General features: G+C 40.6%; 20 protein-coding genes. 17 read left to right on the top strand and 3 right to left on the bottom strand.

The window, feature by feature from the left end:
* Nucleotides 1-111: 111 nt before the first annotated feature.
* The 6 genes from ACQY77_RS04075 to ACQY77_RS04050 all read left to right on the top strand — a co-directional run bounded on the left by ACQY77_RS04075 (nucleotide 112) and on the right by ACQY77_RS04050 (nucleotide 4,077).
* Nucleotides 112-1,089, top strand: coding sequence for a family 43 glycosylhydrolase (locus ACQY77_RS04075; RefSeq protein WP_421939262.1), 978 nt, complete (start codon nucleotides 112-114; stop codon nucleotides 1,087-1,089).
* A 67-nt stretch (nucleotides 1,090-1,156) separates the two neighbouring features.
* Nucleotides 1,157-1,615, top strand: coding sequence for a hypothetical protein (locus ACQY77_RS04070; protein ID WP_421939263.1), 459 nt, complete (start codon nucleotides 1,157-1,159; stop codon nucleotides 1,613-1,615).
* A gap of 138 nt (nucleotides 1,616-1,753) precedes the next feature.
* The gene (locus ACQY77_RS04065) at nucleotides 1,754-2,236 is read left to right on the top strand and encodes a VOC family protein (RefSeq protein ID WP_421939264.1); all 483 of its coding nucleotides are present in this window, start codon (nucleotides 1,754-1,756) and stop codon (nucleotides 2,234-2,236) included.
* A gap of 53 nt (nucleotides 2,237-2,289) precedes the next feature.
* Nucleotides 2,290-2,604: a hypothetical protein gene (locus ACQY77_RS04060; RefSeq protein WP_421939265.1), complete on the top strand. Its 315-nt coding sequence runs from the start codon at nucleotides 2,290-2,292 to the stop codon at nucleotides 2,602-2,604.
* 56 nt (nucleotides 2,605-2,660) lie between these two features.
* Nucleotides 2,661-3,110 carry a DinB family protein gene (locus ACQY77_RS04055; RefSeq protein WP_421939266.1) on the top strand — a complete coding sequence of 150 codons (450 nt, stop codon included), beginning with the start codon at nucleotides 2,661-2,663 and terminating at the stop codon, nucleotides 3,108-3,110.
* A 73-nt stretch (nucleotides 3,111-3,183) separates the two neighbouring features.
* Nucleotides 3,184-4,077, top strand: coding sequence for an archaemetzincin (locus ACQY77_RS04050; RefSeq protein WP_421939267.1), 894 nt, complete (start codon nucleotides 3,184-3,186; stop codon nucleotides 4,075-4,077).
* Nucleotides 4,078-4,154: 77 nt separating this feature from the next.
* Here the strand turns inward: ACQY77_RS04050 and ACQY77_RS04045 are convergent, their stop codons facing one another.
* The gene (locus tag ACQY77_RS04045; RefSeq protein WP_421939268.1) at nucleotides 4,155-5,105 is read right to left on the bottom strand and encodes an alpha/beta hydrolase; all 951 of its coding nucleotides are present in this window, start codon (nucleotides 5,103-5,105) and stop codon (nucleotides 4,155-4,157) included.
* Nucleotides 5,106-5,376: 271 nt separating this feature from the next.
* Here ACQY77_RS04045 and ACQY77_RS04040 point away from each other — a divergent pair, with 271 nt between their 5' ends.
* The gene (locus ACQY77_RS04040; protein ID WP_421939269.1) at nucleotides 5,377-5,946 is read left to right on the top strand and encodes a hypothetical protein; all 570 of its coding nucleotides are present in this window, start codon (nucleotides 5,377-5,379) and stop codon (nucleotides 5,944-5,946) included.
* A 220-nt stretch (nucleotides 5,947-6,166) separates the two neighbouring features.
* Here ACQY77_RS04040 and ACQY77_RS04035 read toward each other — a convergent pair whose 3' ends face one another.
* A complete protein-coding gene (locus tag ACQY77_RS04035; protein ID WP_421939270.1) occupies nucleotides 6,167-6,391 on the bottom strand; it encodes a hypothetical protein in 225 nt (74 codons plus the stop codon).
* A 276-nt stretch (nucleotides 6,392-6,667) separates the two neighbouring features.
* On the opposite strand from ACQY77_RS04035, the gene ACQY77_RS04030 reads away from it, so the two are divergent.
* A complete protein-coding gene (locus ACQY77_RS04030) occupies nucleotides 6,668-7,078 on the top strand; it encodes a VOC family protein (RefSeq protein ID WP_421939271.1) in 411 nt (136 codons plus the stop codon).
* A 239-nt stretch (nucleotides 7,079-7,317) separates the two neighbouring features.
* On the opposite strand, the gene ACQY77_RS04025 is transcribed toward ACQY77_RS04030, so the two are convergent.
* Nucleotides 7,318-7,560: a hypothetical protein gene (locus ACQY77_RS04025; protein ID WP_421939272.1), complete on the bottom strand. Its 243-nt coding sequence runs from the start codon at nucleotides 7,558-7,560 to the stop codon at nucleotides 7,318-7,320.
* 260 nt (nucleotides 7,561-7,820) lie between these two features.
* On the opposite strand from ACQY77_RS04025, the gene ACQY77_RS04020 reads away from it, so the two are divergent.
* From ACQY77_RS04020 to ACQY77_RS03980, 9 genes are all read left to right on the top strand, one after another.
* Nucleotides 7,821-8,561: a LytR/AlgR family response regulator transcription factor gene (locus ACQY77_RS04020; RefSeq protein WP_428430121.1), complete on the top strand. Its 741-nt coding sequence runs from the start codon at nucleotides 7,821-7,823 to the stop codon at nucleotides 8,559-8,561.
* A gap of 248 nt (nucleotides 8,562-8,809) precedes the next feature.
* Nucleotides 8,810-9,931, top strand: coding sequence for a sensor histidine kinase (locus ACQY77_RS04015; protein WP_421939274.1), 1,122 nt, complete (start codon nucleotides 8,810-8,812; stop codon nucleotides 9,929-9,931).
* Between the two features lie 121 nt (nucleotides 9,932-10,052).
* Nucleotides 10,053-10,508, top strand: a complete 456-nt coding sequence (locus ACQY77_RS04010) for a hypothetical protein (RefSeq protein ID WP_421939275.1) — start codon at nucleotides 10,053-10,055, stop codon at nucleotides 10,506-10,508.
* A 476-nt stretch (nucleotides 10,509-10,984) separates the two neighbouring features.
* Nucleotides 10,985-13,264, top strand: coding sequence for a fasciclin domain-containing protein (locus ACQY77_RS04005; RefSeq protein WP_421939276.1), 2,280 nt, complete (start codon nucleotides 10,985-10,987; stop codon nucleotides 13,262-13,264).
* A 20-nt stretch (nucleotides 13,265-13,284) separates the two neighbouring features.
* A complete protein-coding gene (locus tag ACQY77_RS04000) occupies nucleotides 13,285-16,563 on the top strand; it encodes a SusC/RagA family TonB-linked outer membrane protein (protein ID WP_421939277.1) in 3,279 nt (1,092 codons plus the stop codon).
* Nucleotides 16,564-16,576: 13 nt separating this feature from the next.
* Nucleotides 16,577-18,130: a RagB/SusD family nutrient uptake outer membrane protein gene (locus ACQY77_RS03995; protein WP_421939278.1), complete on the top strand. Its 1,554-nt coding sequence runs from the start codon at nucleotides 16,577-16,579 to the stop codon at nucleotides 18,128-18,130.
* A 23-nt stretch (nucleotides 18,131-18,153) separates the two neighbouring features.
* Nucleotides 18,154-19,908 (top strand): fasciclin domain-containing protein, encoded by a 1,755-nt coding sequence (locus ACQY77_RS03990; protein ID WP_421939279.1) that lies wholly within the window; start codon nucleotides 18,154-18,156, stop codon nucleotides 19,906-19,908.
* A gap of 33 nt (nucleotides 19,909-19,941) precedes the next feature.
* Entirely contained in the window at nucleotides 19,942-21,447 is a 1,506-nt protein-coding gene (locus ACQY77_RS03985; RefSeq protein ID WP_421939280.1) for a fasciclin domain-containing protein, read from the top strand.
* Between the two features lie 14 nt (nucleotides 21,448-21,461).
* Complete coding sequence (locus ACQY77_RS03980; protein WP_421939281.1) at nucleotides 21,462-24,659, top strand: SusC/RagA family TonB-linked outer membrane protein; 3,198 nt, start codon at nucleotides 21,462-21,464, stop codon at nucleotides 24,657-24,659.
* Nucleotides 24,660-24,665: the final 6 nt, after the last annotated feature.

Below are 24,665 nucleotides of genomic sequence, written 5' to 3'. Positions count from 1 at the left end.
ATGCCCAGACCGGCCATGCAGTTAGGCCATGCCATTATTGTTAGAATAATTTGGTATTATTACCCTGAAAACCAGATATAAAGATTACGAAATTAACATCGCCTGCAAATCATGAAAAAATATTACCTGATTATCCTGATTGTTTTACAGATTGGATTATTACATGCCCAATTGCCTAAAATGTATTATGCTGATACCACTTCCGTTGGGCTTCCATTTAGTAAAGATCCATCGGTAATTAAATTTAAGGGCAGGTATTTGATGTATTATTCTATAAAAAGCCCTAAAACAGGAAATGGAATGGACGGTTGGAAAATAGGTATATCTGAAAGTAATGACTTGTACAACTGGAAAAAGATTGCCGAGGTTACGCCAGCAGCAGTTTATGAAGCAAAAGGATTATGTGCACCCTGTGCTAAGGTGATTGATGGAAAGGTGCATATATTTTATCAAACTTATGGCAACTTTGAAAAGGATGCCATCTGCCATGCTTTCTCAGATGATGGGCTTTCATTTACCCGAAACAATAGTAATCCGATATTTCATCCAACAGGTAACTGGACAAACGGGCGGGCAATAGATGCAGAAGTTTACAAGTTTAAGCATAAGTATTTTCTCTATTTTGCTACGAGAGATCCTTCCGGAAAAATTCAAAAGCAGGGGGTAGCCACAGCCCCAGGAAATACAGATTTTAAAAGATCAGACTGGACACAGGCCGCAGACAGCTCCATTCTTTATCCGAAATATCCCTGGGAGGGCGAATGTATAGAAGCAGCATCTATCATAAAGAAAGGAAACACTTTATACATGTTTTATGCTGGTGCTTATAATAATGCACCACAACAAATTGGTGTGGCAAAAAGTAAAGATGGAATCAGCTGGACGCGTTTAAGTGACAAACCATTTATAACCAACGGGAAGCCTGGAGAATGGAACGAAAGTGAATCGGGACATCCCGGTATTTTTGAAGACAGTGACGGTAAAACCTACTTGTTTTTTCAGGGCAATAACGATAAAGGCCGCACCTGGCTCTTATCCAACAAGAAAATTGGCTGGAATGCATCAGGCCCTTATGTGCTGAAAGATTAATTATACACAGGCATTTATGAATTTTAGGATTAATGTTTAAATTACAACGTAAAACCTAATCATCCACATGAAAATAACTCAACTATTATTTTTAGGCTGTGCCACAGTTTTTTTATCCTGTAGCCGGCAAACAGAAGATTCATCAACCAAAATTAAGGGAAGCTGGCAATTGTTAAGTGCTACAACTAACGACAAAGGCAAGCTAACAGTTACCGATTTTACCAAAGATCAACGCATGATCAAAATCATTAACGATACCCATTTTTCATTTCTGAGACATAATTTGTCGGCACAGGCTGTTGCTGCAGAGCGTTTTGATGCCGGGGGAGGTCGTTACAATGTAAAAGGAGACGAGTACACTGAGTTTCTTGATTTTTTTAAAGACAAGAACTGGGAAGGTAAAACCTTTGTTTTTAAAGTGCATTTTGATGGCGATACCCTGATTCAGACAGGGGTAGAAAAGGTACCGGAGGCTGGGGTAGACCGGATTATTACAGAAAAATATTTACGGATTAAAGGAGAGTAGAATAGAACAGCGCTGTCTTCTTAAAGGTTTTTAAGCGTTGATTTGTGCATGATGGGTTGAGGATAAGCAAGTACAATCAAGTAAATACTGTAAGATGGTAAGCTTAAGCAGAGCCTGTTTAAAAGTAAAAGAGTAAATATGAAAAAGAAATTCATCATTTTAGCCTTAGTAGCATCATTTGGTTTCGGATTCGCTTTCAGTTCCATTTTGGCTAAAAGTAGCCATAAGGAAATGGCTATGAAGCGTGTTACAGGTATTGGAGGTATTTTCTTCAAGTGTAAAGATCCTGCAAAATTTAAACAGTGGTATAAAACCCATCTCGGTTTAGACACCAGTCCTTATGGAGCCAGGTTTAACTGGCGGGAGGAGGCTGACTCTACTAAAAAAGGTTATACCTTATGGACACCCTTTTCTGAAAAGACCAAATATTTTGAGCCATCTACACAAAACTTTATGATTAACTATCGTGTAGAAAATATTGAAGCATTGGTAACAGAACTGAAAAAGGAAGGGGTAACCATATTAGATAAGGTAGAAACTTACGATTATGGTAAATTTGTTCATATTCTGGATATTGAAGGAAATAAAATTGAGTTGTTTGAGGCGATTGGTGAAGGATAGGCAGGTCTGGCAATGTTTAAACCATTGCTTATATTTATACTTAAAATAATCATATGAAAACACGATTGATAGCCAAATTTCTATCTGCTATAGTTTTACTGGCCATTTTTATGGTTAACATGATCTGGTGGTTTAGGGTTACCAACCGCAATACTTCATTTGAAGCAGACCGGGCCGAATATCTTGCTGCATTTCCGGCATCCTTACAAAATCCGTTGTTGTTAACCCTAATGGCGATTATCCTATTAACAATTTCAGGAATATTGTTTGTGCAGTCGGGAAAGTTAAAACAGCTTAAAGTGGTTTCTGTTGTTGGGTACTGCACTAGCTTTATCCTGGCTTTCTGGCAGTTATTTACAATAATGTAACGATGCCTGAAGCTCAAAAAAAGCTGTCGGAAGCGATATTTCCTCGTAATTAATCTATGTTAACCGAAACCTTAAAAAAGCTCTTTAACCGGGACCTTAAAAAGCTGAGATTTGAAATCGAATCTTATCAGCACGAACCGAATATATGGCGTACAGCGCATCAGATAACGAATTCTGCCGGTAATCTTTGTTTACACTTAATCGGCAACCTCAACACTTATATTGGCGCTACTTTAGGGGGCAGTGGTTACATCCGGAATCGTGAACTGGAGTTTTCTTTAAAAGATATCCCACAGAAGGAACTGTTAAAATTAATAGACGAAACCATCATCATTGTTGATCGTACACTTGATAAAATTCAACCGGAACAGCTGGATTTAACCTATCCATTATTGGTATTTGAAGAAAAAACATCAACAGCGTTTTTCCTCATACACCTTACCACACATTTGACTTATCACACCGGGCAGATCAACTACCACCGCAGGTTATTGGATAGGGGCTGAAAACATTTGCCTGCAAATGTTTGGTGTTATCGGGTTAAATAATCGTTTGAACAATATTATAGTCCGCCGTTATATGAAAGGATTTGTAAAGAAAATCATTATCTGCTTGTTCGTGTTTCTCATGTTTTCTTGTGCCTGTAATTGTGATCAGAATTGTTCGTATTTTGCTGCGGTTGCCAAGAATGATATTCCTCTTTCAAAGCCTAAACCCGGTGATTGGTTATATGCACATGTAGAAACAGGACAGTCAATTGAAGATTTTAAAAAATCTAATCCGCTGAAGCCAAATCAGTCTGCCCATACTATTTATCTGGTTCCTATAGGTAATTTCAATGACTTACAACTAAAGCAAATTGAGATTACCCGTCAGTTTATCGAGATTTTTTTTCAACTCAAAACGATTGGCTTGTCAGGCTTAAACGACAATGTTGTTCCTGCTGAAGCAATGAGAACGGGGGCAGAAAACCAGGTACAGCTGCAAGCTACGCATTTGCGTGATTCGGTTGTGGCAAATAAAAAACCCAAAGATGCACTTGCAATAATGGGCATAACGGAGAAAGATCTCTTTCCTAAGCAAAGTTGGAACTTTGTATTTGGATTGGCTTCTTATGAAAAAGCTTTAGCGGTAAGTTCAGTTTATAGGTTACAACGTGGAAGCCTAACCCGGGAAAATTTTAATCTGAGTTTAATCCGTTTGCTAAAAATCAGTACGCATGAAATTGGACATATGTTCGGTTTAAAGCACTGTATTGTTGCAGCATGTGTTATGAACGGATCAAATAGTCTATCCGAGATTGATAACAGCATTTTGAGGTTATGTTCTAAGTGTCAGCATAAGTTAAGTTGGAGCTTAGATTATGATAATGAAAGAAGATTAACTGCGTTAATAACTTTTCTAAAGCAGTACAGCCTGGAAAAAGATCTCGTAATGTTAAATCATGACTACAGTTTATTGAATTCACATTGAGTAATTATAAAATGCAGTAACTATTTCCATACGGATCAATCAATCTAAAAGGGAAATAGGAATAGCGCTTCAATTTTTTACCAACGCTTTTTCTTATCCGGCATCTGAAAAGATCGTTTACTATCTGCATCTTTAAAATCTACTTCCATGAAGTAGCGTTTTTTCTCAAAGATGTAGTTTTGAATAAACCAGAGAATATCCGGGAGTTTATCCTTCATTGGTGTTCCGGCAATCTCATGTCCCATTCCCTCAACATATTGGAAATAATAGGGGTATCCTGCTTTTTTAAACCTGCCGGCAAGGAACTTAGAACCGAAAAACCCTCGGTTAAACAACCTGACTTTATTATAAGGTACCAGTTTATCGGCTGTACCATGAAAAAGCATAGTCGGAGCGGGTGGGATTTTATATTTAGGTTTGCCCTGGTAACTCAGAATGGCACCAGCAAAGGATATTACCCCTTTATATTGGAAAGCCTCAGGAAGATTACGGGCAAGTGCTGTTGCATTTCTTTTGTTAAAATCGGCATGAAGGGCTGTGATGGCTCCGGCACTAGATCCTGATAGAATGATCATTGAAGTATCTACTCCGAATGTTTCAGCGTTGTTTATCAGGTAGTTGCTGGCCCTGAAAACATCGGTAACTGCAGTATCAATAGCATCACGGAGGGCAGAGGTATTAAATGGGGTAGGAAACTTCTTCCCCTTCAGGCCCAGCCGGTAATCGGTAGCTACTACTTTAAAACCTTTTTCTGCTAAAAAGTTAAAATAATCCTGAAAGAGTTTGTTATCACGTTTGCCCGTTACAAAACCACCACCAAATACAAATAGCACAGTAGGTTTTTTGTCTTTAAGCTGGCCCTGGTAATAAATATCAAGTTTTAAGCTAATAGTATCTCTTTGATAAAAGGTCTTTGTAGTCACCTGAGTTTTTTTATCGTGAAGGATAATTTGTGCAGTAGAGGAGATCGTACTAAATACCGATAGTAAGAGAAATGTGCCCAGTGAAAATTTGAAAGAATTACGCATCTGCTAGTGTTTTAAGGTATCTGCTTTATCCGGATCGGGAACCCGTTTGATAGGTTAAAGATATTGTTTTTAGGGATGGGAATCAAGTAGTGAGGAAAGAGCAAAGACCAAAGAGCAAGGAGTAAGGATTGAAGACCGGATGTATAGTTTTTCACTCCCTTTGGGTTTTGGTTTCATTTAACATGCTGTAATTCTTTTCAGCCTAAGAATACCCATTTTGGAGTATTTACTGTGGTTATAGATTTAGATAATTTTATAAAAACAAAAAAATATGAAAAAACTATCGCTTCTTATGATGTTACTTATGGTAGCATCAGTTTCTTCGTTCGCTTTGCTGAACGAACCAAGTTATCAGGTTAGGCCATTAAGCTATTTTGTAGCCGATTACCGCGCTAAATTTCAGGTTATTAAAGGTGCTATTGATGATTTGCCACCAACAACACCAATTGCTGAGCGGCTTGCATTACTCAACAGCGAGATGGACAAACTTAAAAAACAGTTCAGGCAAGAACGGGTTGCAGAATATGAATCCAAAACTTACAGTGGTAGTGTACTGAATTGGTGTACAAGTAAGTCTTCTGGTGGCAAGAAAAAATGTGGTACAAGGTTTACGTATGCTCCAATAAGCGATCTCTACACAACCCTGGCATGGTGCAGTGTGAAGGGTACGAATAAAGGTATTGTAGTTGATGCTGATGGGCGAAGGGCAGGATTAAAAATGTCTGTTTCAGGAAAGGGGAAGAACAAAGGAACTTTAACTGCATTGTTTAAATATCATCCGAGCAGTATTCAGGCAAACGTGGATCGCGAAATAGGTGAATTGTTTGGTGCTATTGTCTAAATCACAACCCGTAATTAATCAGAATACTCCTTTAGTAGTATTGTTGAAATTATCTAAGCTGGATATCTTTAGCGCAGAATTAAATCAACGGGACGATTTTATTTGAAAGAGCCTTCCAATTTGGAAGGCTCTTTGTTTATTTTGCCGGTTTTATGAATTAAAAACTTAGTTTTTGTGGCTTTAAGGCTACTGTGTTAAATTTTTTTGAGCCAGGTTCGCATTAGTTCGCGCAACCCGCATGAATGGGCGTCCATTCAGTACTTTGGGTAATACGTACCGCTCTGAGTCCTTGTTTTTCCAGGGCTATTTCAAAACATACTTGTTGGCCAATGGATAAAATTTCTCCCTTTCCGGCCAGCGAAAAAGATATCTCCTGTTGGTTAATATCTTCAATGGTGCCTTCGCCAAGGTGGCGATCGATGTTCCTTACTATACCGTATCTCATATCGTATACTATTGGTTTTTATGGTTAGTTAGTGAACGATTAGACTTCACCTTTCAGGAAAGAGCTAAGCGTTGTAACTCAAATGTAATTTACATGTTACCTCCATGCAATTGCAGTAGAGGAAATGCCTTAAAAAGTCGATCATTGCCCTGAATTCTGGTTTTAAGCAAATGCTTTCTGGCTCGAACAGCCCTTCAGTTTGTCCGGGTTTGCCCTTTCCAGCATGCAATTATTTGCCGAACTTTAGTATACAACAAAAATTAATCATTTAAAGTTATGGGAACAGTTAGAAATCCGATAGGCTGGACAGAAATCTATGTAACAGATTTGCCCAGGGCACAGAAGTTTTATGAAACCGTATTGGCTGTAAAAATGGAAGCCGCCCCGGTGCCTGAAGGCATGGAAGCAGAAGAAGGCAGTGACGAGTATTTTGAAATGGTCTTTTTTCCCGGAGATATGGATGCAGCAGGAAGTAGTGGTGCGCTGGTTAAATCGGCTATGTATAAACCCGGGCCAGGGGGTACATTGAACTATTTTTCTTGTAATGATTGCGCCGTAGAAATTGGGAGGGTAGAAGCCGCAGGCGGAAAAGTGATTGCCCCTAAAATGCCTATTGGCCAGTATGGATTCTGTGGAATCTGTCAGGACTCTGAAGGAAACCAGATTGGCTTCCATTCCATGCAGTAATCAGATTGTTAACAAGAATTGATAATAACCTAACAGGATGTTATCATTTTTAAGAAAAAGCTAAATGTATTTTGTTGTTCTAGCGTACAGGATGACAAGATGCATTTAGTCTTCGTCTACTCAATACCCTGATAAAATCACCCTGAAAAACGATTCTCCGTATACCATACCTTATTCATCAGGATGATGCAACGCCAGGAAACAAGCTTGCAGATTTTTTACACCATTAACTTTGGGCCTTATTTCCGCGACTTTATTTCTGTATTGATTTGATTTAACCTGATGGCAACTGGTAAAAGGGTTACAAATAAACAGGGAATAGTGGCCACTAGTGCCAGGTTTTTATGCTTTAAAATAAGGAACAAAAGTACGGCGCTCGCAGATAGCATGATGATGGCAAAGCCAACTAAAATACCAGTAAAGGTTTTCTTCTGTTTTATTAATTCGGCAATGGAGTACTGAGTAAGATTGTTGTTTTCCATAAAAGCGTTCTTAGTGGTATAGATTACCCATGTAAAAATATAAAAAATATCCAAATACAGAAGACTCTCCCTTCTGGCAATTGATTGATTTGAAGGGCGTTTAGCCGTTTTTTTTAATCACGCGCATGCTTAAGCGCAAAAGTGCATAATTTCACTATTTACACGAAGACTTAAAATTCCTCCACGAAAAGCCCTATTTTTGTGAAAAAGTTTTCGAGATTAGCCAACTAACCACATTGCCAGTGCGAGAGAGAAGAATTATGTACAAATGCATTATTGTGGATGATGAACCACATGCAATAGAGGGCCTGAAGAAATATATTGATCATATCCCTGAGCTAGAAATAGTGAAAACCTTTACCGACCCGGTTAAGGCATTGCGTGAAATACCAGCAGGAGATGATGTTGATTTGATTTTGCTGGATGTAGATATGCCTGGCATCACTGGTATTGAACTGGCCAAAGAATTAAGACAAAAAACGGATAAACTAATCTTCACCACGGCCCATAGTAAATATGGTTATGAGGCCTTTGAGGTAGATGCAGATGCTTTCTTGCTGAAACCTTATCAACTCAGTAAGTTTATTTCTACGATCAATAAGCTCTTTCCAAAAGATGAAAATGAACTGGAAGGGCTTACTGATAAAGATGATTTCATTTTTATTAAAACGAAGGATGAAACCCACAAACTCATAAAAGTTTATTTTCGCGATATTATAGCGGTAGAAAGCAAAATGAACTATGTGCAGGTACATACTGCCAGCCGGAGCATTTTAACTTATATGACTTTGTCTGAAATTTCGAAGAAACTGTTGGCTTTTGCTGGATTTATGCAGTTTCAGCGGAGTTTTGTAATCTCACAAGATCATATCGATTATATTGAAGGAAATTCTATCGTCATGCACAATGGCATTAAAATCAGTGTAGGCGATTATTACCGAAAGTACTTCAACGAGTTTGTAGATTCGAAATTGTTAAAGGCCAGACGAAGGAACGCCTAGCCTTTGAAAGTGTGGCTAATTCTTAAAGGCAATGCCACTAGTGGTCACAATAGTGTGGGTTCCGGTTGTTGTTTCTGATTCGAGATAGGCATTTTTTTTTGAGGATTTAAAGATGAATATCCTTTTAGGGCTTAGTGTGATTTTAGACTGTTTCATAACTTTTTTTTACGAAAGCTATCGCAGTAAAATCAGTGGTAAAAAGTTGTTACACAGTATGTTTAGGTTTCTATTTGTAAAGCTGAAAAGGCATGAATAAAAGTATTTCAAGGTGGTTTAAGAAGAATGCCATTCACTTCCTCATTTGGTCAGTGTTTATTGTATATGAAGTTTTCTTAGTTGGAATTTTGTTTGGGAAATTTGGCCATCCAATTGCTTATGGTACCCATTATTTACTTATTGCAATCTTTTTTTATGGTTTTTCCAACTACCTTTTACCTTGGGGATTGGCGAGGAACTATGCTGCAATCTGGAGGGTTCCATTGGTTTTAGTGGTATGGGTAGGAATTTTTATCTTTCTTAATTTCGAATTGGATAAAGTGCTATTGGTGTACGGAATGGCTCCGATTAAAGCTGTAATGGAGATAACCTGGAACTACGCTTTTCAAATTATCTTCAGGGCAGTATATATATTGGGTTTTTCTTGCGCTTACTATTTTCTTTATAATTATGTGAAACAGCGAAATTTGGCTGGAAATTTAGAAAGGGAGCGTTTCCAGCAAATAATCGAAGAGGAAAAGATGAAACGTGCCTTATCGAAATCGCAGAATGATTTTCTAAAGGCACAGATCAATCCTCATTTCCTTTTCAATACACTGGATTACGTTTACCAAAATGTGCATTTCGATTCCCCTGAAGCAGGAGAAGCCATTATGGCGCTTTCTGCTATGATGCGGTATGCGGTTGACGCCAATGAAAGTGATGAATACATCCGACTGGGCGATGAAATGGAGCAGGTAGACAAGCTGATTTATCTTTATCAGCTCAGAAAGAATATGGAATTGCCGATCATCACTGACTTTAGTGATGAAGTCATGGAAATCAGATTTATTCCATTGGTACTGATGACTTTGGTAGAAAATATATTTAAACACGGTAACGTAGCTGATACCGAAACCGGCATTTTTATTTCTGCTAGGATTGAGGAAAAAAGTCTGGTACTGGAGACTTTAAATGCATTAAATATCCAAAGAAATTCAAATTCTACGCACTCCGGACTTAAAAATATTCAGCAACGTTTGCAGTTTGCGTATGGTAAAGATATCAGCTGTCGGTTTAGTGAATCAGCGGGTAAATTCAGGGCTTTGATAACAATACCGCTAAGCCGCATTGCCTATCAGGTGGAACGCACACAACTGGTTCAACCCAACTAACTTCTTCTGCAATTTACCAGCTTCTGTGTAGAAAACATACCTTTCTGTACCCGGCAAAGATTTAAATACGCCAGCAAGTGCAAATTTGTCTGTTGTCTTTCGTCTTAATGATTTGGGAAATATGGAACAAGCACAGGATATGCTCTCTGCACTGGAAGAATGCGTTTTACAGGCGCGTGCCTGCAGAGATACTTTTGATGCCTTTTGGCGGGAAGAACCGAGCAAAAGGATATCGGCACATTTAGCTTATTTCATCCGGCATGGTGCTATGCTCAATGCATTTGATAATCTGCTCTTTTTGTTTTGCTCAAGAGAAATCTGGTCGGCAGGAGGTGCCGGGGCATGGGCCTGTACCAATAATAGCCCGGCAGGGCCTATTCTGGTACACAGTAATGCAGATCAGATTGAAAAACTGGTATTGCTCTTTACCGATCATCGCGAAGCCGTAACAAAAATCTTAGAACTCCATCGTCAACCGATGGAAGAAGAATTATTGCTTACAGAATTAAATCATATCCGTAGCATACTCCAGTTATTTAGTCGCACGCTTATAGATTATGATCTCGCCATCGCTTAAAATTTTTATTACACGCCCTCAATAAGACAGGAAACTGTCTGCGCTGGTCTGTAAAAATACAGGCCAGTTTTTTTCTCTAAAAAACCTGTCCTGTTGAGTTTAGCTCAGCACTCTTTTGGACAAAACTTATCACTAAAACCGCAAACAATGCCAGGATAAAGATTAGCTGATTCAGCTTCGGAATCCATACATTTTAGCGTTTAAATCCCTTTAAACTCCCTTTTTTACCAAATAACGAAAGTAATAAGTCAATTTTTGAAAACTTAAAATACTCGTTCACGATAGATTTGTGATGCAAACAAACGCATAACTATAAAAGAACTCTTAAACCATAAAATTTAACTCGGACTGAATTGTAAAATAAATACCGGATTTATTTTACAAAAAAAACAGCATTGGCGTTAACCACTCCATGTTGTTGTTCCAGCACAATTTATTCGTTTGGAGGACTTGCAACTCTACTAACCAAATATTTTATGAGCAGACTTTTTACAAGTTGGTGTTGTATTTTGTTCTTTCTGGCTGTATGCTGTGGCTGCCAAAAGAATGAGTTCGATGCCTTTTATGAACGCCCGGAGGGATTGGGAGCACCCATTTACCAACAGCTCGAAGCCCGGGGCAATTTTAAACACTTAACCGCTGTAATTGATAAGGCGGGTTACAAAGACATTTTAAGCAAAACTGGTTGGTGGACGTTCTTCGCACCCAATGATGCAGCTTTTGAACGCTTTTTTAAAGCACAAAATATCAATGGGACGGCTGATATCTCTGATTCTATGGCCACCTCCATTGTGAAATATGCTTTAGTTTATAATGCCTACCGGAAAGATCAGTTGAGCAACTACCAAATGGCTGGAGGGAATGAGGCAGGTATAGGTTTTGCATTTAAAAGAAAAACGGCATACTACGATTGGGTACAGCAGAAGGGAGATGGCGTAAAAAATAAGGTGGTTGCTACCAATCGCAACGTACAATCAGTAAGGGGCGTAAATGTTTCAGCCTATGTAGATGGCGACAACAACAACAAGTACATCCCTTACTTTACCACAGAATTCATGAGCACAGGTGGAATGAGTTCGGGCGATTACAATGTGTTTTATCCAAACGCCACCTATTCGGGTTTTAATGTTGCTGCGGCTTCCGTAGTTAATATGAATATCAGTGCCGAAAATGGTATGATCCACGAAGTTGATCAGGTGACTTTACCGCTAAAAAGTATAGATCAATATATCAGCACCAATGCTAATTACAGCGAGTTTAAAGCCATTTTAGATTCCCTGAAATTCTATGTTTCCAATGCCTACCAAACACATCGCAACTTTGTAGCTACAGGGAGTGCAGATTCTGTATATGTAAAAGGCTATAGTGGCCAGCTGGCTTTCTCTATCAACAGTGAAAACTATCAGCAACCTGGTTTGAACAGTTACCTGGCCAATGAATCTCAGAAATCGAGCTGGACCATTATGGCGCCAACCAATGACGCAATGAAGGCCTATAGAAAGAAAATATTGGCCAAGTATGGCAATTCTTTTTTTAAGAATACGCCTCCGAGCATTGTGATCGATTTTATCAATTCGCACATGTGGCCAACAGCCCTTTGGCCCAGTAAATTTACCTTAGGACAAAATTATTTATTAGAAACCAGTACGTTGCAACTGGAAAATGCAGTAGATCGTCAGATTTTAAGCAATGCCATTTTTTACGGTGTTAACCAGGCACACAGTTCTAATGTATTCAGAACCGTTTATGGCGTACCTTATTTAGATCCCACAACCAATTTAACTTTACTGGCTTACGCTGATGCTGCATCGGGGGTGAAGGCTTACACGACGCAACCGGGAGTGAGGCAAACTTTATTGGTAATGCCCGATGCTGTAGTTACCGCTGCGGGTTATCGATATAATGAGGCTAGCATTGGTACTACCACTACAGCCTGGGGATATCGGACTTCGCCAACTGCCAGTTACTCCCATAACCAGATTTATCGCGAAAATGCTTTCCGTTTATTTAAAACCGGTGTATTGCTAACGCCAACCGGGGAGTTAACCAACTTATCCGGTTCTGGTATTGTAGAAAGTCAGAGTGGAGATTATGTACGCTACCGCAATGGTAAAATTCAAACCAGCGGAACAGTTGATACCGGAGTGGACATTAACATTACTAAAACAGATGCTACTTCTGTTAATGGTATAGTATATTATGTGGATGCACCGCTATCTTTTACCGATAAAAACGTTGGTCAGCACCTGCAAAATCTGGCTACAAGTGACCCGACCCGATTTTCTTCTTTTTATTGGTTTGTATCTACATCGTCTTTATATAACGCAACCACTAAAGCTATATCCGGTGTTAACACGGGGCTCGACAATAAATACACCCTACTGGTGCCGGATAATGCAGCCATTACCCAGGCAATTAAAGATGGATTATTGCCTGGTACAAAAGCTACAGGTGCTTTGCCTACATCTGCACCAACCAATGAGGCACAGAAAGACCTGGTAAGAAAATTCATTCTTTATCACATTATTAATGGAGAATCTATTGCTGTAGATGGGAAAAAAGCGGATAACTATCTTACCCTTTTACAAACCGAATCCGGAGACAATACCCTGCTCAACATCCTGAACCTGAGTAATAACCTCATCATCACCGATAGGGCAGGACGTACATCGCAGGTTAATTTTGCCTCCAGTAATCAGTTATCTAACCGCACACTAATCCATTCGATTAGCAGCTACCTCAATTACAATAAGTAACATTTACAGATAAAATAAAGATGAAAATATTACTATATAGATTTTTCTGTCTATCTGTTTTGATTTTAACGATCGGGGCTTATCACAGTAAGCTTTACGCACAGCAGGCTGTTACCGTGCGTGGGAAAGTAACCGATAAGAAAGATAAATCAGAAATTATAGGCGCCTCTGTTATCGAGGTAGATCAAAATAAAAGAACCATTACAGGGGTAAGTACGGATATCAACGGAAACTTCGCCCTCAGGGTAACCAATACCAAAAACACATTAGTGGTTTCTTACATTGGTTACAACAGTTTTAATGCGGGGGTAGTGGCTAACCGCACCACTATCAACGTGGCTTTAGAGCCCAGCAACAATACCTTACAAGAGGTAGTGCTAACAGCTAAAAAGATGGTGAACAATGGAACAGGATTAAACATTGCAGAGCGTAACTCTACTATTGCATCGGCTACAGTAAGCGGCAAGGCCTTAGAAGAACTGGCCGTTACTTCTATCGATCAGGCTTTAGCCGGCCGTTTATCAGGAGTAGATTTTGGAACCACATCTGGTGATCCCGGTGCGGGGATGTCAATCCGGATTAGGGGTACATCATCAATTAACGGCTCAGCCGAACCGCTCATTGTATTAGATGGAATGCCTTATGAAACAGAAATTCCTTCTGACTTTAATTTTGGAACTGCAGATGAGCAGGGCTATGCCCAACTGCTCAATATTGCTCCTTCAGACATTAAAGATATTACCGTTTTAAAAGATGCGGCTTCTACTGCAGTGTGGGGTTCGAGAGCGGCAAACGGGGTACTGTTAATCAATACCAAGCGTGGAGAGCGCGGTAGGCCCATTGTAACCTATAATTTTAAGGGTTCAATGGCACAGCAGCCAAACCCGATTCCATTTTTAACAGGCGATCAGTACTCCATGCTTGTTCCTGAAGCGGTAATGAATGCTACCGGATTGCCTTTAGATTTTTTAGGGAATGGCGGACAGAACAAAGCTTTCCAGTACGACCCTTCAGATGCCTATTATTACTACAACTACAGCAACAATACCGATTGGGTAAAGCTCATTACCCGAACCGGTTACACCCAAGATCATAACGTTTCAATGAGCGGCGGTGGCGAAAAGGCCAGGTATTATGCTTCTGTGGGCTATTTAGGGCAAACAGGAACAACTTTAGGAACCGATTTATCCAGGATTACCGCTAAAATTAACCTCGATTACATTGTATCCAGCAAGTTGAGGTTCAGAACAGACGTAACTTATACCCACGTAGACAATAACTTAAACTACGATAAATCTTTACGCAGTACGGCCATTAACAAAATGCCCAACATGTCTGATTATGAGTTTGATGAGTACGGCAATAAAACCAGTGCTTACTTTTCTCCTATCTCCAATATCCAGGGACGGTACAAAGCTACTTATAATCCACTGGCTATGGCCAATGAAGGAGCCAGCCACTTAATTGGCGAGCGGATTACACCAAAATTCAATTTACAATACGATATCTCTTCTACTTTATTTTCTACTGTAGATGTACAGTTTGATATCAATAATACCAAATCTAAAACCTTCCTGCCACAGATTGCCACAGGGCAGCCAAGTACAGAAACAACGGTAAACAGGGCTTCTGATGCAGACGGGGATAGTTACAACATCCAATCTAAAATTAACCTGATTTATCGCCCGCATTTGACTGAAAAACACAATCTGCAAGGCTTGCTTTCTTTTCAGACAAATGATACCAAATCAGCTTCTTATTCGGTAACTACATCAAATACGGCATCATCAGTATTGCAGGATCCCTCAAATCCGTCTGTTACCAATGGCAGTGGTTTAAGTTTAAATGCTGCTCAGGCACAATCCAGAAGTGTGGGATTGCTGGCACAGGCGCAATATGAGTTTCTGGACCGGTACATCATCAATATGAATGCGAGGGTAGATGGTAACTCTAAATTTTCGCCCGAAAATCGCTTTGGTCTTTTTCCGGGCATTTCTACCCGCTGGAGAATTTCTGGCGAGCCATTTATGAAGAAATTCACTTTTATAGATGATTTGAGTTTACGTTTAAGTTATGGTGCCAGTGGTAAAGCACCCGGCAGCAATTATGCTTATTTCAATAATTATACCCCCTATACCTGGTCGTACGCCGGCAGGCCCGCAGTTTATCCTTCCAACATTGAACTTGCTCGTTTAAAATGGGAAACAGTGGTGGGCAAAAACCTGGGCTTTAACCTGTGGCTTTTTGATAGCCGCATTAAAATTGATGCTGAGATTTATCAAAACACCACTAAAAACATGTTTTATGAGGATTTAAACATTGCCACTACTTCTGGTTATAATGCCATAGATATGAACATTGGTACCATGAATAATGATGGTTGGGAGATTGGAATTAATACGACACCGATTAAAACCAAGAAATGGATCCTGAACTTCGATTTCAATATTTCGAGAAATGTTAATGCTATCCAGTCGATTTCTGAATTCTATCCAAGAGAAAGTACCATAGGCCTCCCCGCACAGGGTGAATATAAATCGTTTCTGATCATTGGTAATCCTTTTGGTTCATACTATGGATTTAAATACAAAGGCGTTTATACCGATAAAGATGCTACGATTGCCAGAGATCAGAACGGGAAAGAAATTGTAGGTCCTAACGGGCAAACCGTCTACATGCGCTACAATTACCCAACCGTAGATTATGTATTCCAGCCGGGCGATGCCATGTATGAGGATATTAATCACGATGGAAACATCGATGAAAAAGACATGGTTTATCTGGGCAATTCTGTACCCAAGTTTACTGGTGGTTTTGGCCCAAGTGTAACCTTTAACGGAAACCTGAAGGTACAGGCCTTTTTCAGCTACCGTTACGGATACGAGATTGTAAACTCAGCTAAAATTACCACCACCAATATGTATGGGGTAAATAACCAGAGTACCGCTGTATTAAGGCGTTGGAGAAACCCTGGAGATGTAACCGATATGCCAAGAGCATTGTATGGTGTGGGCTACAACTGGCTTGGCTCAGATCGTTACGTAGAAGATGCATCGTTTATCCGCCTGAGCTCAGTAACAGTCCGCTATAACTTCAGCCAGAATTTACTTAAAAGGGTAGGTATTAAAAATGGGAGCATTTACCTTACAGGGCAAAACCTGTACACCTGGACCAAGTATACCGGGCAGGATCCGGATGTAACCTCTGTAGGGACAAGTAATCCCTTTTCTTATGCTGCCGATGGCGCACTTACTCCTCCATCAAAAACTTTTACAATGGGCTTAACCCTTGGATTATAAATCGACACTGAATATGAAAAGAACAATAAAACATACCTTATTGGTTTTAATTACACTGCTCAGTGTGTTTGGAACTTCATGCAAGAAATGGTTGGATTTAAAACCACAAGACGGGCTGATCCGTGACGAATACTGGCAAACTAAAGAGCAGTTAGATGCTTCTGTTATGGGCTGTTATGCCTCACTTCTGGGCGGAAGCAAAATCCCTTTGGCAAAATATCTTTTTATCTGGGGTGAGTTGCGTGGCGATATGGTAGTGCCGGGTTTAGAAATTTCATCTGATGATGATGAAGCCTTATTGAGTGGTTTATTGCGTGATGAGTTCGATATTATGCGTACACAGATTGCCTCTACCAATACATTAGTGAATTGGGAAGCAGTATACAAAACCATCAATTATTGTAATACTGTAATCAAATTTGCCCCCGATGTAATAGAAAGAGATAAAACTTTAACACAAACGGCCTTAAATGGTTATTTGGCAGAGGCACATGCTTTGCGCGGTTTAATGTATTTCTACCTGCTGCGATCATTTGGCGAAGTGCCCCTTAAACTGGAACCTACATATAACGATTCGCAGATTGGTGCCATTGCCAAAAACAGCCAGGCAGAAGTATACCAGCAGGTGATTAAAGATCTTCAGTTTGGCGCCGAGAATGGTCAGGTTACCTATGGCAGTATGGCTGAGGATAGGGGAAGGATGACTAAATTTACAGCTTATGCCGCCCTGGCAGACGCTTATCTTTGGAATGAAGAATACCAGAAAAGTATTGATGCCTGCAATAAGGTCATCGAATCAGGTAAATACCGTTTACTTCCCGTAGGAACGCAGCAAACCGACTATTATAACACCGTATACTTAAATGGAAACTCGGTAGAAAGCATTTTTGAGTTTCAGTTTGATAACCAGAAACTGAACCCTTTTGCACCCATGTTTGGCTTAACAGGCAGAGAATTTAGAGCGGCAGACTTTATAGCCGAAGGTGGTTTGTTCGGAACGGATTTAGCCAATTTGAGCAATAAAGATATCCGAGGTAATGGCACATCCATGTTCGAAGCAAATTCTGCTATTTGTAAGTTTACCAATTTCAGAACCGAGGCTACCTCATTTACACATTGGTTTGTTTATCGCTATTCGGATGTGTTGCTGATGAAAGCAGAGGCTTTAACGTGGCTGGCACCGGGTAATGCTGCAAATGGTACCGCGGCCATTGCGTTGGTAAACCAAATCAGAACTTCGCGCAACGCCCTGGCCTTTGTGGCCGATAAATTTATTGAACAGCCCGATCCGGCCCTTACCGCCAATGTATCTCAATACATTATGGATGAGCGTGCCCGCGAATTTGCTTTCGAGGGCAAACGCTGGTATGATATCCTGCGCAATGCAAAAAGAAACAATTATGCAAACGAAAAAATCCTGATCGATATTGTTTCTGCTACCGCACAACCTTCCAAGCAACAAACCATTATCAATAAATACAAGGACCACCGGAGCCATTATTTTCCGATCTATTCATATGAACTGCAAACCAATAAAGCGCTGGTTCAGAATCCATTTTATCAATAATGCTAACCAAAAAAATAAATGTTATGAAACGGAATGCTAAAATATTGCTGCTTGGAATTTACAGTGTGCTGGCCTGTTTATGGGCCTGCCGTAAAAGTGCATTGGTAGAGGGTACATCAAACGTGGTAAACATGACCCAGTACCTGAGCAACCACCCTGATCAGTTTTCAGAACTATCGAAGATATTGGAGATATCTGAAACGGCATCTTTCTTAAATGCCTATGGATCTTACACCTTATTTGCACCTACCAATGATGCCATAAAAGCTTATCTCCAAACCAAAGGAAAAGCCTCAGTGTCCGATATTGGGGCTGCAGATTGGAAAAGCTTTATCCGCCTGCACCTTTTGGAAGATTCTATCCCGACCTCGAAATTTACGGATGGGAAGCTGTTTGATTTAACCATGTACGGGCAGTATCTTACTACCTCCTCTGAGCTGATTAATGGGGTAACCAAAATTCGGATTAACAGGCAGGCAAGTGTACTTCAGCCAAATATTTCAGTAGGTAACGGCTTGATTCACAGTATTGATCGTGCCCTGACGCCGGCAACTTTAACCGTTGCACAAACGATAGAGGCCAATCCGGAGTTTTCTATTTTTACCGAAGCACTCAAGCAAACGGGGCTTTACGCTAAGCTGAATGTGCTCCCGGCCGATAACCCTAATGATAAGCAGAAATTTTTAACGGTAATTCCAGAAACCAATGCCACACTCGCAGCAGCAGGCATTAACAGTTATGCCGATTTAAAAGCCAAATACTCTGCAACAGGGAATGTAACTCAGCCAGGCGATGGTTTACAGCTTTTCTTAAACTATCACATTTTATATGATGCCAAATACCTGGCAGATATTATAACAGCCAGTGCGCATAATACACTAGCTCCATTAGAAGTATTAACAGCTAAACTTTCGGGCGAAACCGTATTAATTAATGATGATACTTTTAATGGTGTTTATGAACCCGGCTTCTCTCTGTTAAGAGCCAAAAGTGATGTTACCGCGAGCAATGGCGTAGTACACCAGCCTTCGGCACACTTTGACATTAAAGTCCGTGCCCCGTTTAGGGTAGACTTTGATGTTTGCGCTTTCCCGGAAATGCTAAAAAACACACAATACTATAAAAAGAACAATTATTTCTTTACCGGAGATGAAGCAGCCGCTTTAACTGAGATTAAATTCTCGGGCAGGGAAGAAGGAAAAGACCCAACCAAATCATTGATTTACCGCTATGGTAGTGCCGGAACTTCTACCAACTCTTACAACAAAGATATTCTCGTAATTCCTTTGGCTACCGGTGGAACTTCTAATACAGCAGAATGGGTAGAGTTTAGAACGCCATTGCTAATTAAAGGCAAGTATAAAATCTGGGTATGTATTTATGCACAGGCCGAATCAAATACAACCACTGAAGTTCAGGCCAGTATTGGTTTAGATGGAACAGATGAACGTGCACCTTTATCTAATTCGAGGATTTTGAATTTTACCGTAAAACGTCCTGGTATTAATAAGGTGGTAAATGGAGTAACAGTAATCGATGCCGATGCCGAAGAAGCAGTGGGCTTTAAAACCTATATGTCTAGTACAGCAGGTGCACAGATTGGAAAACTGATGGGCATTGCCGATTTGCCACAAACTGGCCGCTATTGGTTAAGGCTGAAAGCCATAAACGGATCGCAAGCCACCAATAATGTGGATATGATTCACATTATCCCGGTAAACGACGACCAGCAATACTGGAAATACAATGTTGATGGTTCGAGGATTCTCAGGCCATAGCTAAACTAAAAACTAACCATTAGACTACCCGAAATGATAATTGATTTTAAACCCAGATATTTTTATTTGCTATTGCTGTGTGCATTGGTAGGGTTAACCGGATGTAAAGATCCATGGAAAGACCATACCGAGATTAACATCGATAGGTTAGACCGAACACTTTTTGAGCAGATGAGCAGTGATGCCAACCTCAGTACATTTACTGCTTATGTAATGAAAACCGGCTATGATGCTGTTTTGAAATCGTCAAAGTCCTTTACTGTATGGGCACCCAATAATGAGGCCCTAAAAAGTCTTGACGCTAATATCGTAAATGATACCGCCGCCCTTAAGCGTTTTGTTGGAAATTACATTGCCAACCAAAGTTATTTTACTACAGCAGCCCAGCCTTCAATGGTTATTCGTATGCTGAATGGCAAAAATACCATTTTTACCAAAACCGCATTTGAGCAGGCAACCATTTTACAAAGTGACATTTATGTAAGAAATGGAGTATTGCATACCATTAATGGCGCCTCGGTACCAAAAGCCAATGCCTGGGAGTTTCTACAAAGCCTGAGCGTGGCCAGTGCACAACGCGATTTCATTAAAAGTATGGAAGAGCAACAACTGGATACCAGCAAAGGTGTATTGCTTTATAAAGATCCTGTAACCGGAAAAGGCGTATACCAGGAAGGAACAACTTTTAAAGTTACCAGGAATCGTTACTTCCAGCGGATTTCAAATATCAGCAGTGAAGACAGCCTCATTACCTATATCATTTTAAATAATGCGGCTTTTACAGCAGAACAGGCTAAGCTGGCCGCATATCATAAACATGCAGATTTGCAGCTTGCAGATACGTTAACCAAATGGAGTGTGGTGAGAGATCTGGTGGTGAACAAAGTGTACAATATTAACGAGTTACCCGACTCTATGACTTCGGTAACAGGTGTTAAAATCCACCTGGATAAGAGTGCCATTATAGAAACCCGTTTACTGAGTAATGGAATTGCTTATGTGGTAAGCAGCATTGGCTATAAACTAATGGAAAATAAAATTCCAACGGTGATGATTCAGGGCGAGTTACCGGATTCATTGCGGGTGCCTGCTGCTCCGGCAGCCAGAATAAAGAGTGACCCATCGGGTAGGCGTTTTACCGATTTACAAACCGGGAGCATTACCTCAAGCCCAAGTCCGCTTTATTATTACCGCTATAAATCTACCGTAAACTCGGTTAAATACGAGGTATACTGGCGGGCAATTAACGATATCCTGGTAACCCCCTTTAGCATGAAGGTAGATTTCAATACCAGCAGGAGTTTTGGCAGCGTGCTGGTGCCATTGCCTACAACAGGGTATAAAGCTGTGCCGTCCATCCTTGGACTAGCCCCAGGGTCAGATGCCTACAAGGATGCTTACAAAGAGGTTTACCTGGGTACATACACTGCCGAGGCCTATGGTACATTGTATACTTTTTTGGCTTCCTCACTGGCTGCTTCCAGTACTGCACCAACAGCGCTTTCGCTCGATTATATTAAACTAAAACCGATTAACTAAGCCAATAAAGATTTATGCACAATAATACCAAAAGGGTTTTTAAAGGCTTTTTGCCATACATACTGCTCCTGGCGCTGGGCAATCCTTTACTGGCGCAGGAAAAAGATACAGATAGCTTGGTGGTGGTTAAAATGAAGCGCCCAACAGGGCCGCAGGTTAGTGGGGTAGTGCTTGCAGCAGCTACCAGAAAACCATTACCGGGCATTAATATCAGTGTAGCGGGCTACTCGGCTGCCCTTACTGATGAGAAAGGGAATTTCAAAATCAGTGTTCCTGATTTTAATGCTGTACTGGTAATTTCAGGAACAGGATACCAGACAAAAGAAGAGGCTTTGAAAGGCAGAAATGCTTTGAGCAATATTGTTTTATTTGAAGATACCTATGCTTCAGTTTATGATGCCGCTGTACTGCCTTTCGGTTCGGTATCCAAAAACAGGATTCCGTACTCGGTAAGTACCGTAAACTTAAACGGAAGCTGGGAGCGTACCAATGAAACCCCCGATTCTTATGTACAAGGCAAAATAGCGGGTTTAGAATCTATCAGAAGATCGGGAACACCAGGAACAGGTGCAGAACTTTATCTGCGTGGCTTTAACTCCCTATATGCTGCAGTACAACCGCTTGTAGTGGTTGACGGTGTGATTTACGACATCAATACCTATGGCAGTTCGATTATCTCAGCACATCAAAATAATAAGCTGGCTAATATCGATTTGAAAGATATAGATAACATTACCCTCATTAAGGATGGTACATCGTTGTACGGTACCAAAGGAGGGAACGGAGTCTTACTCATTACTACCGGAAGAGCCAAAGATGTAGCTACCCGCCTTGATTTTTCTGCCTATGGCGGATATAACGGAACAGTAAGGCAGCTCCCTGTAATGCAGGCAGATCATTTCCGCTCGTACCTGTCTGATTTATTGAAAACCAGGCCCGGCAGTACAACTTCATCCATTAATGCCGAACCATATATGAACGATAATCCCAATGCGGATTACTACAACTATCACCAGAATACCAACTGGCAGGATCAGGTAATGAGTAGTGGCATAAGCCAGAATTACTACTTAAAGGTAACCGGGGGAGATGATATTGCCACCTATGCCTTGTCTTTAGGTTACCTGAATAATCAAGGCTTAACCGATAGCACCAATTTAACCCGTTATCAAACGCGTTTCAATGCGAACTTAAACCTTTCGGCTAAACTTAAATCGCAGGTTAATCTGGCCTTTACCCGTAGCGAACAGAATTTGCGCGACCAGGGACAAGCTTATGCCACTAATCCCCTGTACCTGGCTTTGGTTAAAGCCCCGTTTTTATCGCCCTATGTGTTGTCTGAAAATGGTGTGCAGTCGCCGAATTTAGCCGATACTGACATCTTTGGTACAAGCAATCCTGTTGCGGCAGTCAAGAGTATCCAGGCTTTAAACAGAAATTACCGTTTTTCTGGCGCTATCGGTTTTGAGTATACTTTTAACAAAGCATTTAAGGCCAATACCCTGGTGGGTATTACTTATGATAAGGTTAGGGAAAATTATTTTACCCCAGCGTTGGGTATCGCTCCGGTGTTGTTGCCAACAGCTGTAGGTTATAATAAATCTGCAGCTGGTGTACAACGCTTATTTACAGTAAATACCGATACTTATGTATCTTACAACACCAACCTGAATAGCTTTAGTAAACTAAATGCCAACCTGGGTTTTCGTTTGCAACACAGCAATGCAGAAAATGATAACGGAACAAGTTTTAACACCGCCAGTGATGATTTCGTTACCTTGGGCGGAACACAAAGTACGCTTCGTGTTGTAGGCGGATCTTTAGGAAAATGGAACTGGCTCAATAATTACCTCAATGTAAATTACGATGCCTATGGAAGGTATTTTTTAAGCTTTACTGTCGCCGCTGATGCCTCTTCACGATTTGGCCATGATATCCCCGATGTATTTAATTTCAATGGCGTTAAAATGGCCGTTTTACCATCTGTGGCGGCCTCCTGGTTGCTTTCTTCAGAAGGCTTTATGGCCAATAACAACTTTGTAGAAAGCCTGAAAATCCGTGCAAGCTATGGTTTAACAGGTAATGATGATATTGGTAACTACACGGCCAAATCATACTATGTATCACAGAATTTTCTGGGTAAACAGGGGCTGGTACGTGGAAACATTGGCAATACCGCTTTGAAATGGGAAACCAGTGCCAAATTAAACTTTGGTGTTGATGCTTCCTTCTGGAAAGAAAGACTGAATATCAGTTTAGACCTATACCAAAATAAAATTTCAGATATGTTGATTTATGAACCCTTGTTAACCGCTACCGGTTTTGGCTATGCGGTAAGCAATGGGGGCAACATGAGTAACAAGGGACTGGAAATTGCCCTTAACGGCCGATTGATTAATCAGAAAGATTTGAAATGGGATATGGGTTTAACCTACAGCATTAATCGCAATAAAATAGCCAACCTCGGCGGAAATGCACAATTACTAACACAATATGGTGGTGCAACCATCATTACCCAAATTGGCCAGGCCGCTAATTTATTTTATGGTTACCAAACCAATGGGGTATACGAATCGCAGGCTTCGGCACAGGCTACCGGCTTGAGCAATAAAACTGCAGATGGTGCTTTTGTTCCTTTTCAAGGTGGCGACATGAAATTTGTAGACCAGAACGGTGATAAAATTATTGATGAAAACGACCGTACGGTAATTGGTGATCCAAATCCTGATTTTGTGGGTTCATATAGCAATAAGCTAAGTTATAAACGCTGGAGCCTCGATGCGCTTTTCACTTTTAGCTATGGTAACGACATTTACAACAGTACCCGTGCCGTGTTAGAAAGCATGAGTGGCTACGATAACCAGAGCCATGCAGCCGTAAACCGCTGGCGTGTAGATGGTCAGGTAACCCAAACTCCCCGTGCCTTATGGGGAGACCCTGCGCGCAATTCGCGTTTCTCTGATCGTTGGATTGAAGATGGATCCTACCTGAAACTGAGGAGTCTTTCGTTGAGCTATAATGTGCCTGTAAAACTAAGTTTCATCCGTTCGGCAACCGTTTATGCCATTGCCAATAATCTATTTACAGTAACCAATTACCTGGGCTATGACCCGGAGTTTAGCGCGGCCGGCAGTGTGTTTGCCAGAGGGGTGGATATTGGCCTTGAACCAGGTTTCAGATCGATGTTTTTGGGGGTTAGAATAGGTTTATAGGTTTTA

It is taken from the genome of Pedobacter sp. (genome assembly GCF_965279535.1).
Taxonomy (GTDB): Bacteria; Bacteroidota; Bacteroidia; order Sphingobacteriales; family Sphingobacteriaceae; genus Pedobacter.
Note: the sequence above shows the minus strand (reverse complement) of the source record. Positions and strands in the feature narration are given on the sequence as shown.

Coding starts and splice junctions, on each gene's coding strand:
- ACQY77_RS04020 (WP_428430121.1), top strand. CDS start 7,821: ATGTACAAATGCATTATTGTGGATGATGAACCACATGCAATAGAGGGC.
- ACQY77_RS04025 (WP_421939272.1), bottom strand. CDS start 7,560: ATGGAAAACAACAATCTTACTCAGTACTCCATTGCCGAATTAATAAAA.
- ACQY77_RS04065 (WP_421939264.1), top strand. CDS start 1,754: ATGAAAAAGAAATTCATCATTTTAGCCTTAGTAGCATCATTTGGTTTC.
- ACQY77_RS04075 (WP_421939262.1), top strand. CDS start 112: ATGAAAAAATATTACCTGATTATCCTGATTGTTTTACAGATTGGATTA.
- ACQY77_RS03985 (WP_421939280.1), top strand. CDS start 19,942: ATGATAATTGATTTTAAACCCAGATATTTTTATTTGCTATTGCTGTGT.
- ACQY77_RS04060 (WP_421939265.1), top strand. CDS start 2,290: ATGAAAACACGATTGATAGCCAAATTTCTATCTGCTATAGTTTTACTG.
- ACQY77_RS04040 (WP_421939269.1), top strand. CDS start 5,377: ATGAAAAAACTATCGCTTCTTATGATGTTACTTATGGTAGCATCAGTT.
- ACQY77_RS03990 (WP_421939279.1), top strand. CDS start 18,154: ATGAAACGGAATGCTAAAATATTGCTGCTTGGAATTTACAGTGTGCTG.
- ACQY77_RS04005 (WP_421939276.1), top strand. CDS start 10,985: ATGAGCAGACTTTTTACAAGTTGGTGTTGTATTTTGTTCTTTCTGGCT.
- ACQY77_RS04010 (WP_421939275.1), top strand. CDS start 10,053: ATGGAACAAGCACAGGATATGCTCTCTGCACTGGAAGAATGCGTTTTA.
- ACQY77_RS04030 (WP_421939271.1), top strand. CDS start 6,668: ATGGGAACAGTTAGAAATCCGATAGGCTGGACAGAAATCTATGTAACA.
- ACQY77_RS04015 (WP_421939274.1), top strand. CDS start 8,810: ATGAATAAAAGTATTTCAAGGTGGTTTAAGAAGAATGCCATTCACTTC.
- ACQY77_RS04050 (WP_421939267.1), top strand. CDS start 3,184: ATGAAAGGATTTGTAAAGAAAATCATTATCTGCTTGTTCGTGTTTCTC.
- ACQY77_RS04045 (WP_421939268.1), bottom strand. CDS start 5,105: ATGCGTAATTCTTTCAAATTTTCACTGGGCACATTTCTCTTACTATCG.
- ACQY77_RS03995 (WP_421939278.1), top strand. CDS start 16,577: ATGAAAAGAACAATAAAACATACCTTATTGGTTTTAATTACACTGCTC.
- ACQY77_RS03980 (WP_421939281.1), top strand. CDS start 21,462: ATGCACAATAATACCAAAAGGGTTTTTAAAGGCTTTTTGCCATACATA.
- ACQY77_RS04070 (WP_421939263.1), top strand. CDS start 1,157: ATGAAAATAACTCAACTATTATTTTTAGGCTGTGCCACAGTTTTTTTA.
- ACQY77_RS04035 (WP_421939270.1), bottom strand. CDS start 6,391: ATGAGATACGGTATAGTAAGGAACATCGATCGCCACCTTGGCGAAGGC.
- ACQY77_RS04055 (WP_421939266.1), top strand. CDS start 2,661: ATGTTAACCGAAACCTTAAAAAAGCTCTTTAACCGGGACCTTAAAAAG.
- ACQY77_RS04000 (WP_421939277.1), top strand. CDS start 13,285: ATGAAAATATTACTATATAGATTTTTCTGTCTATCTGTTTTGATTTTA.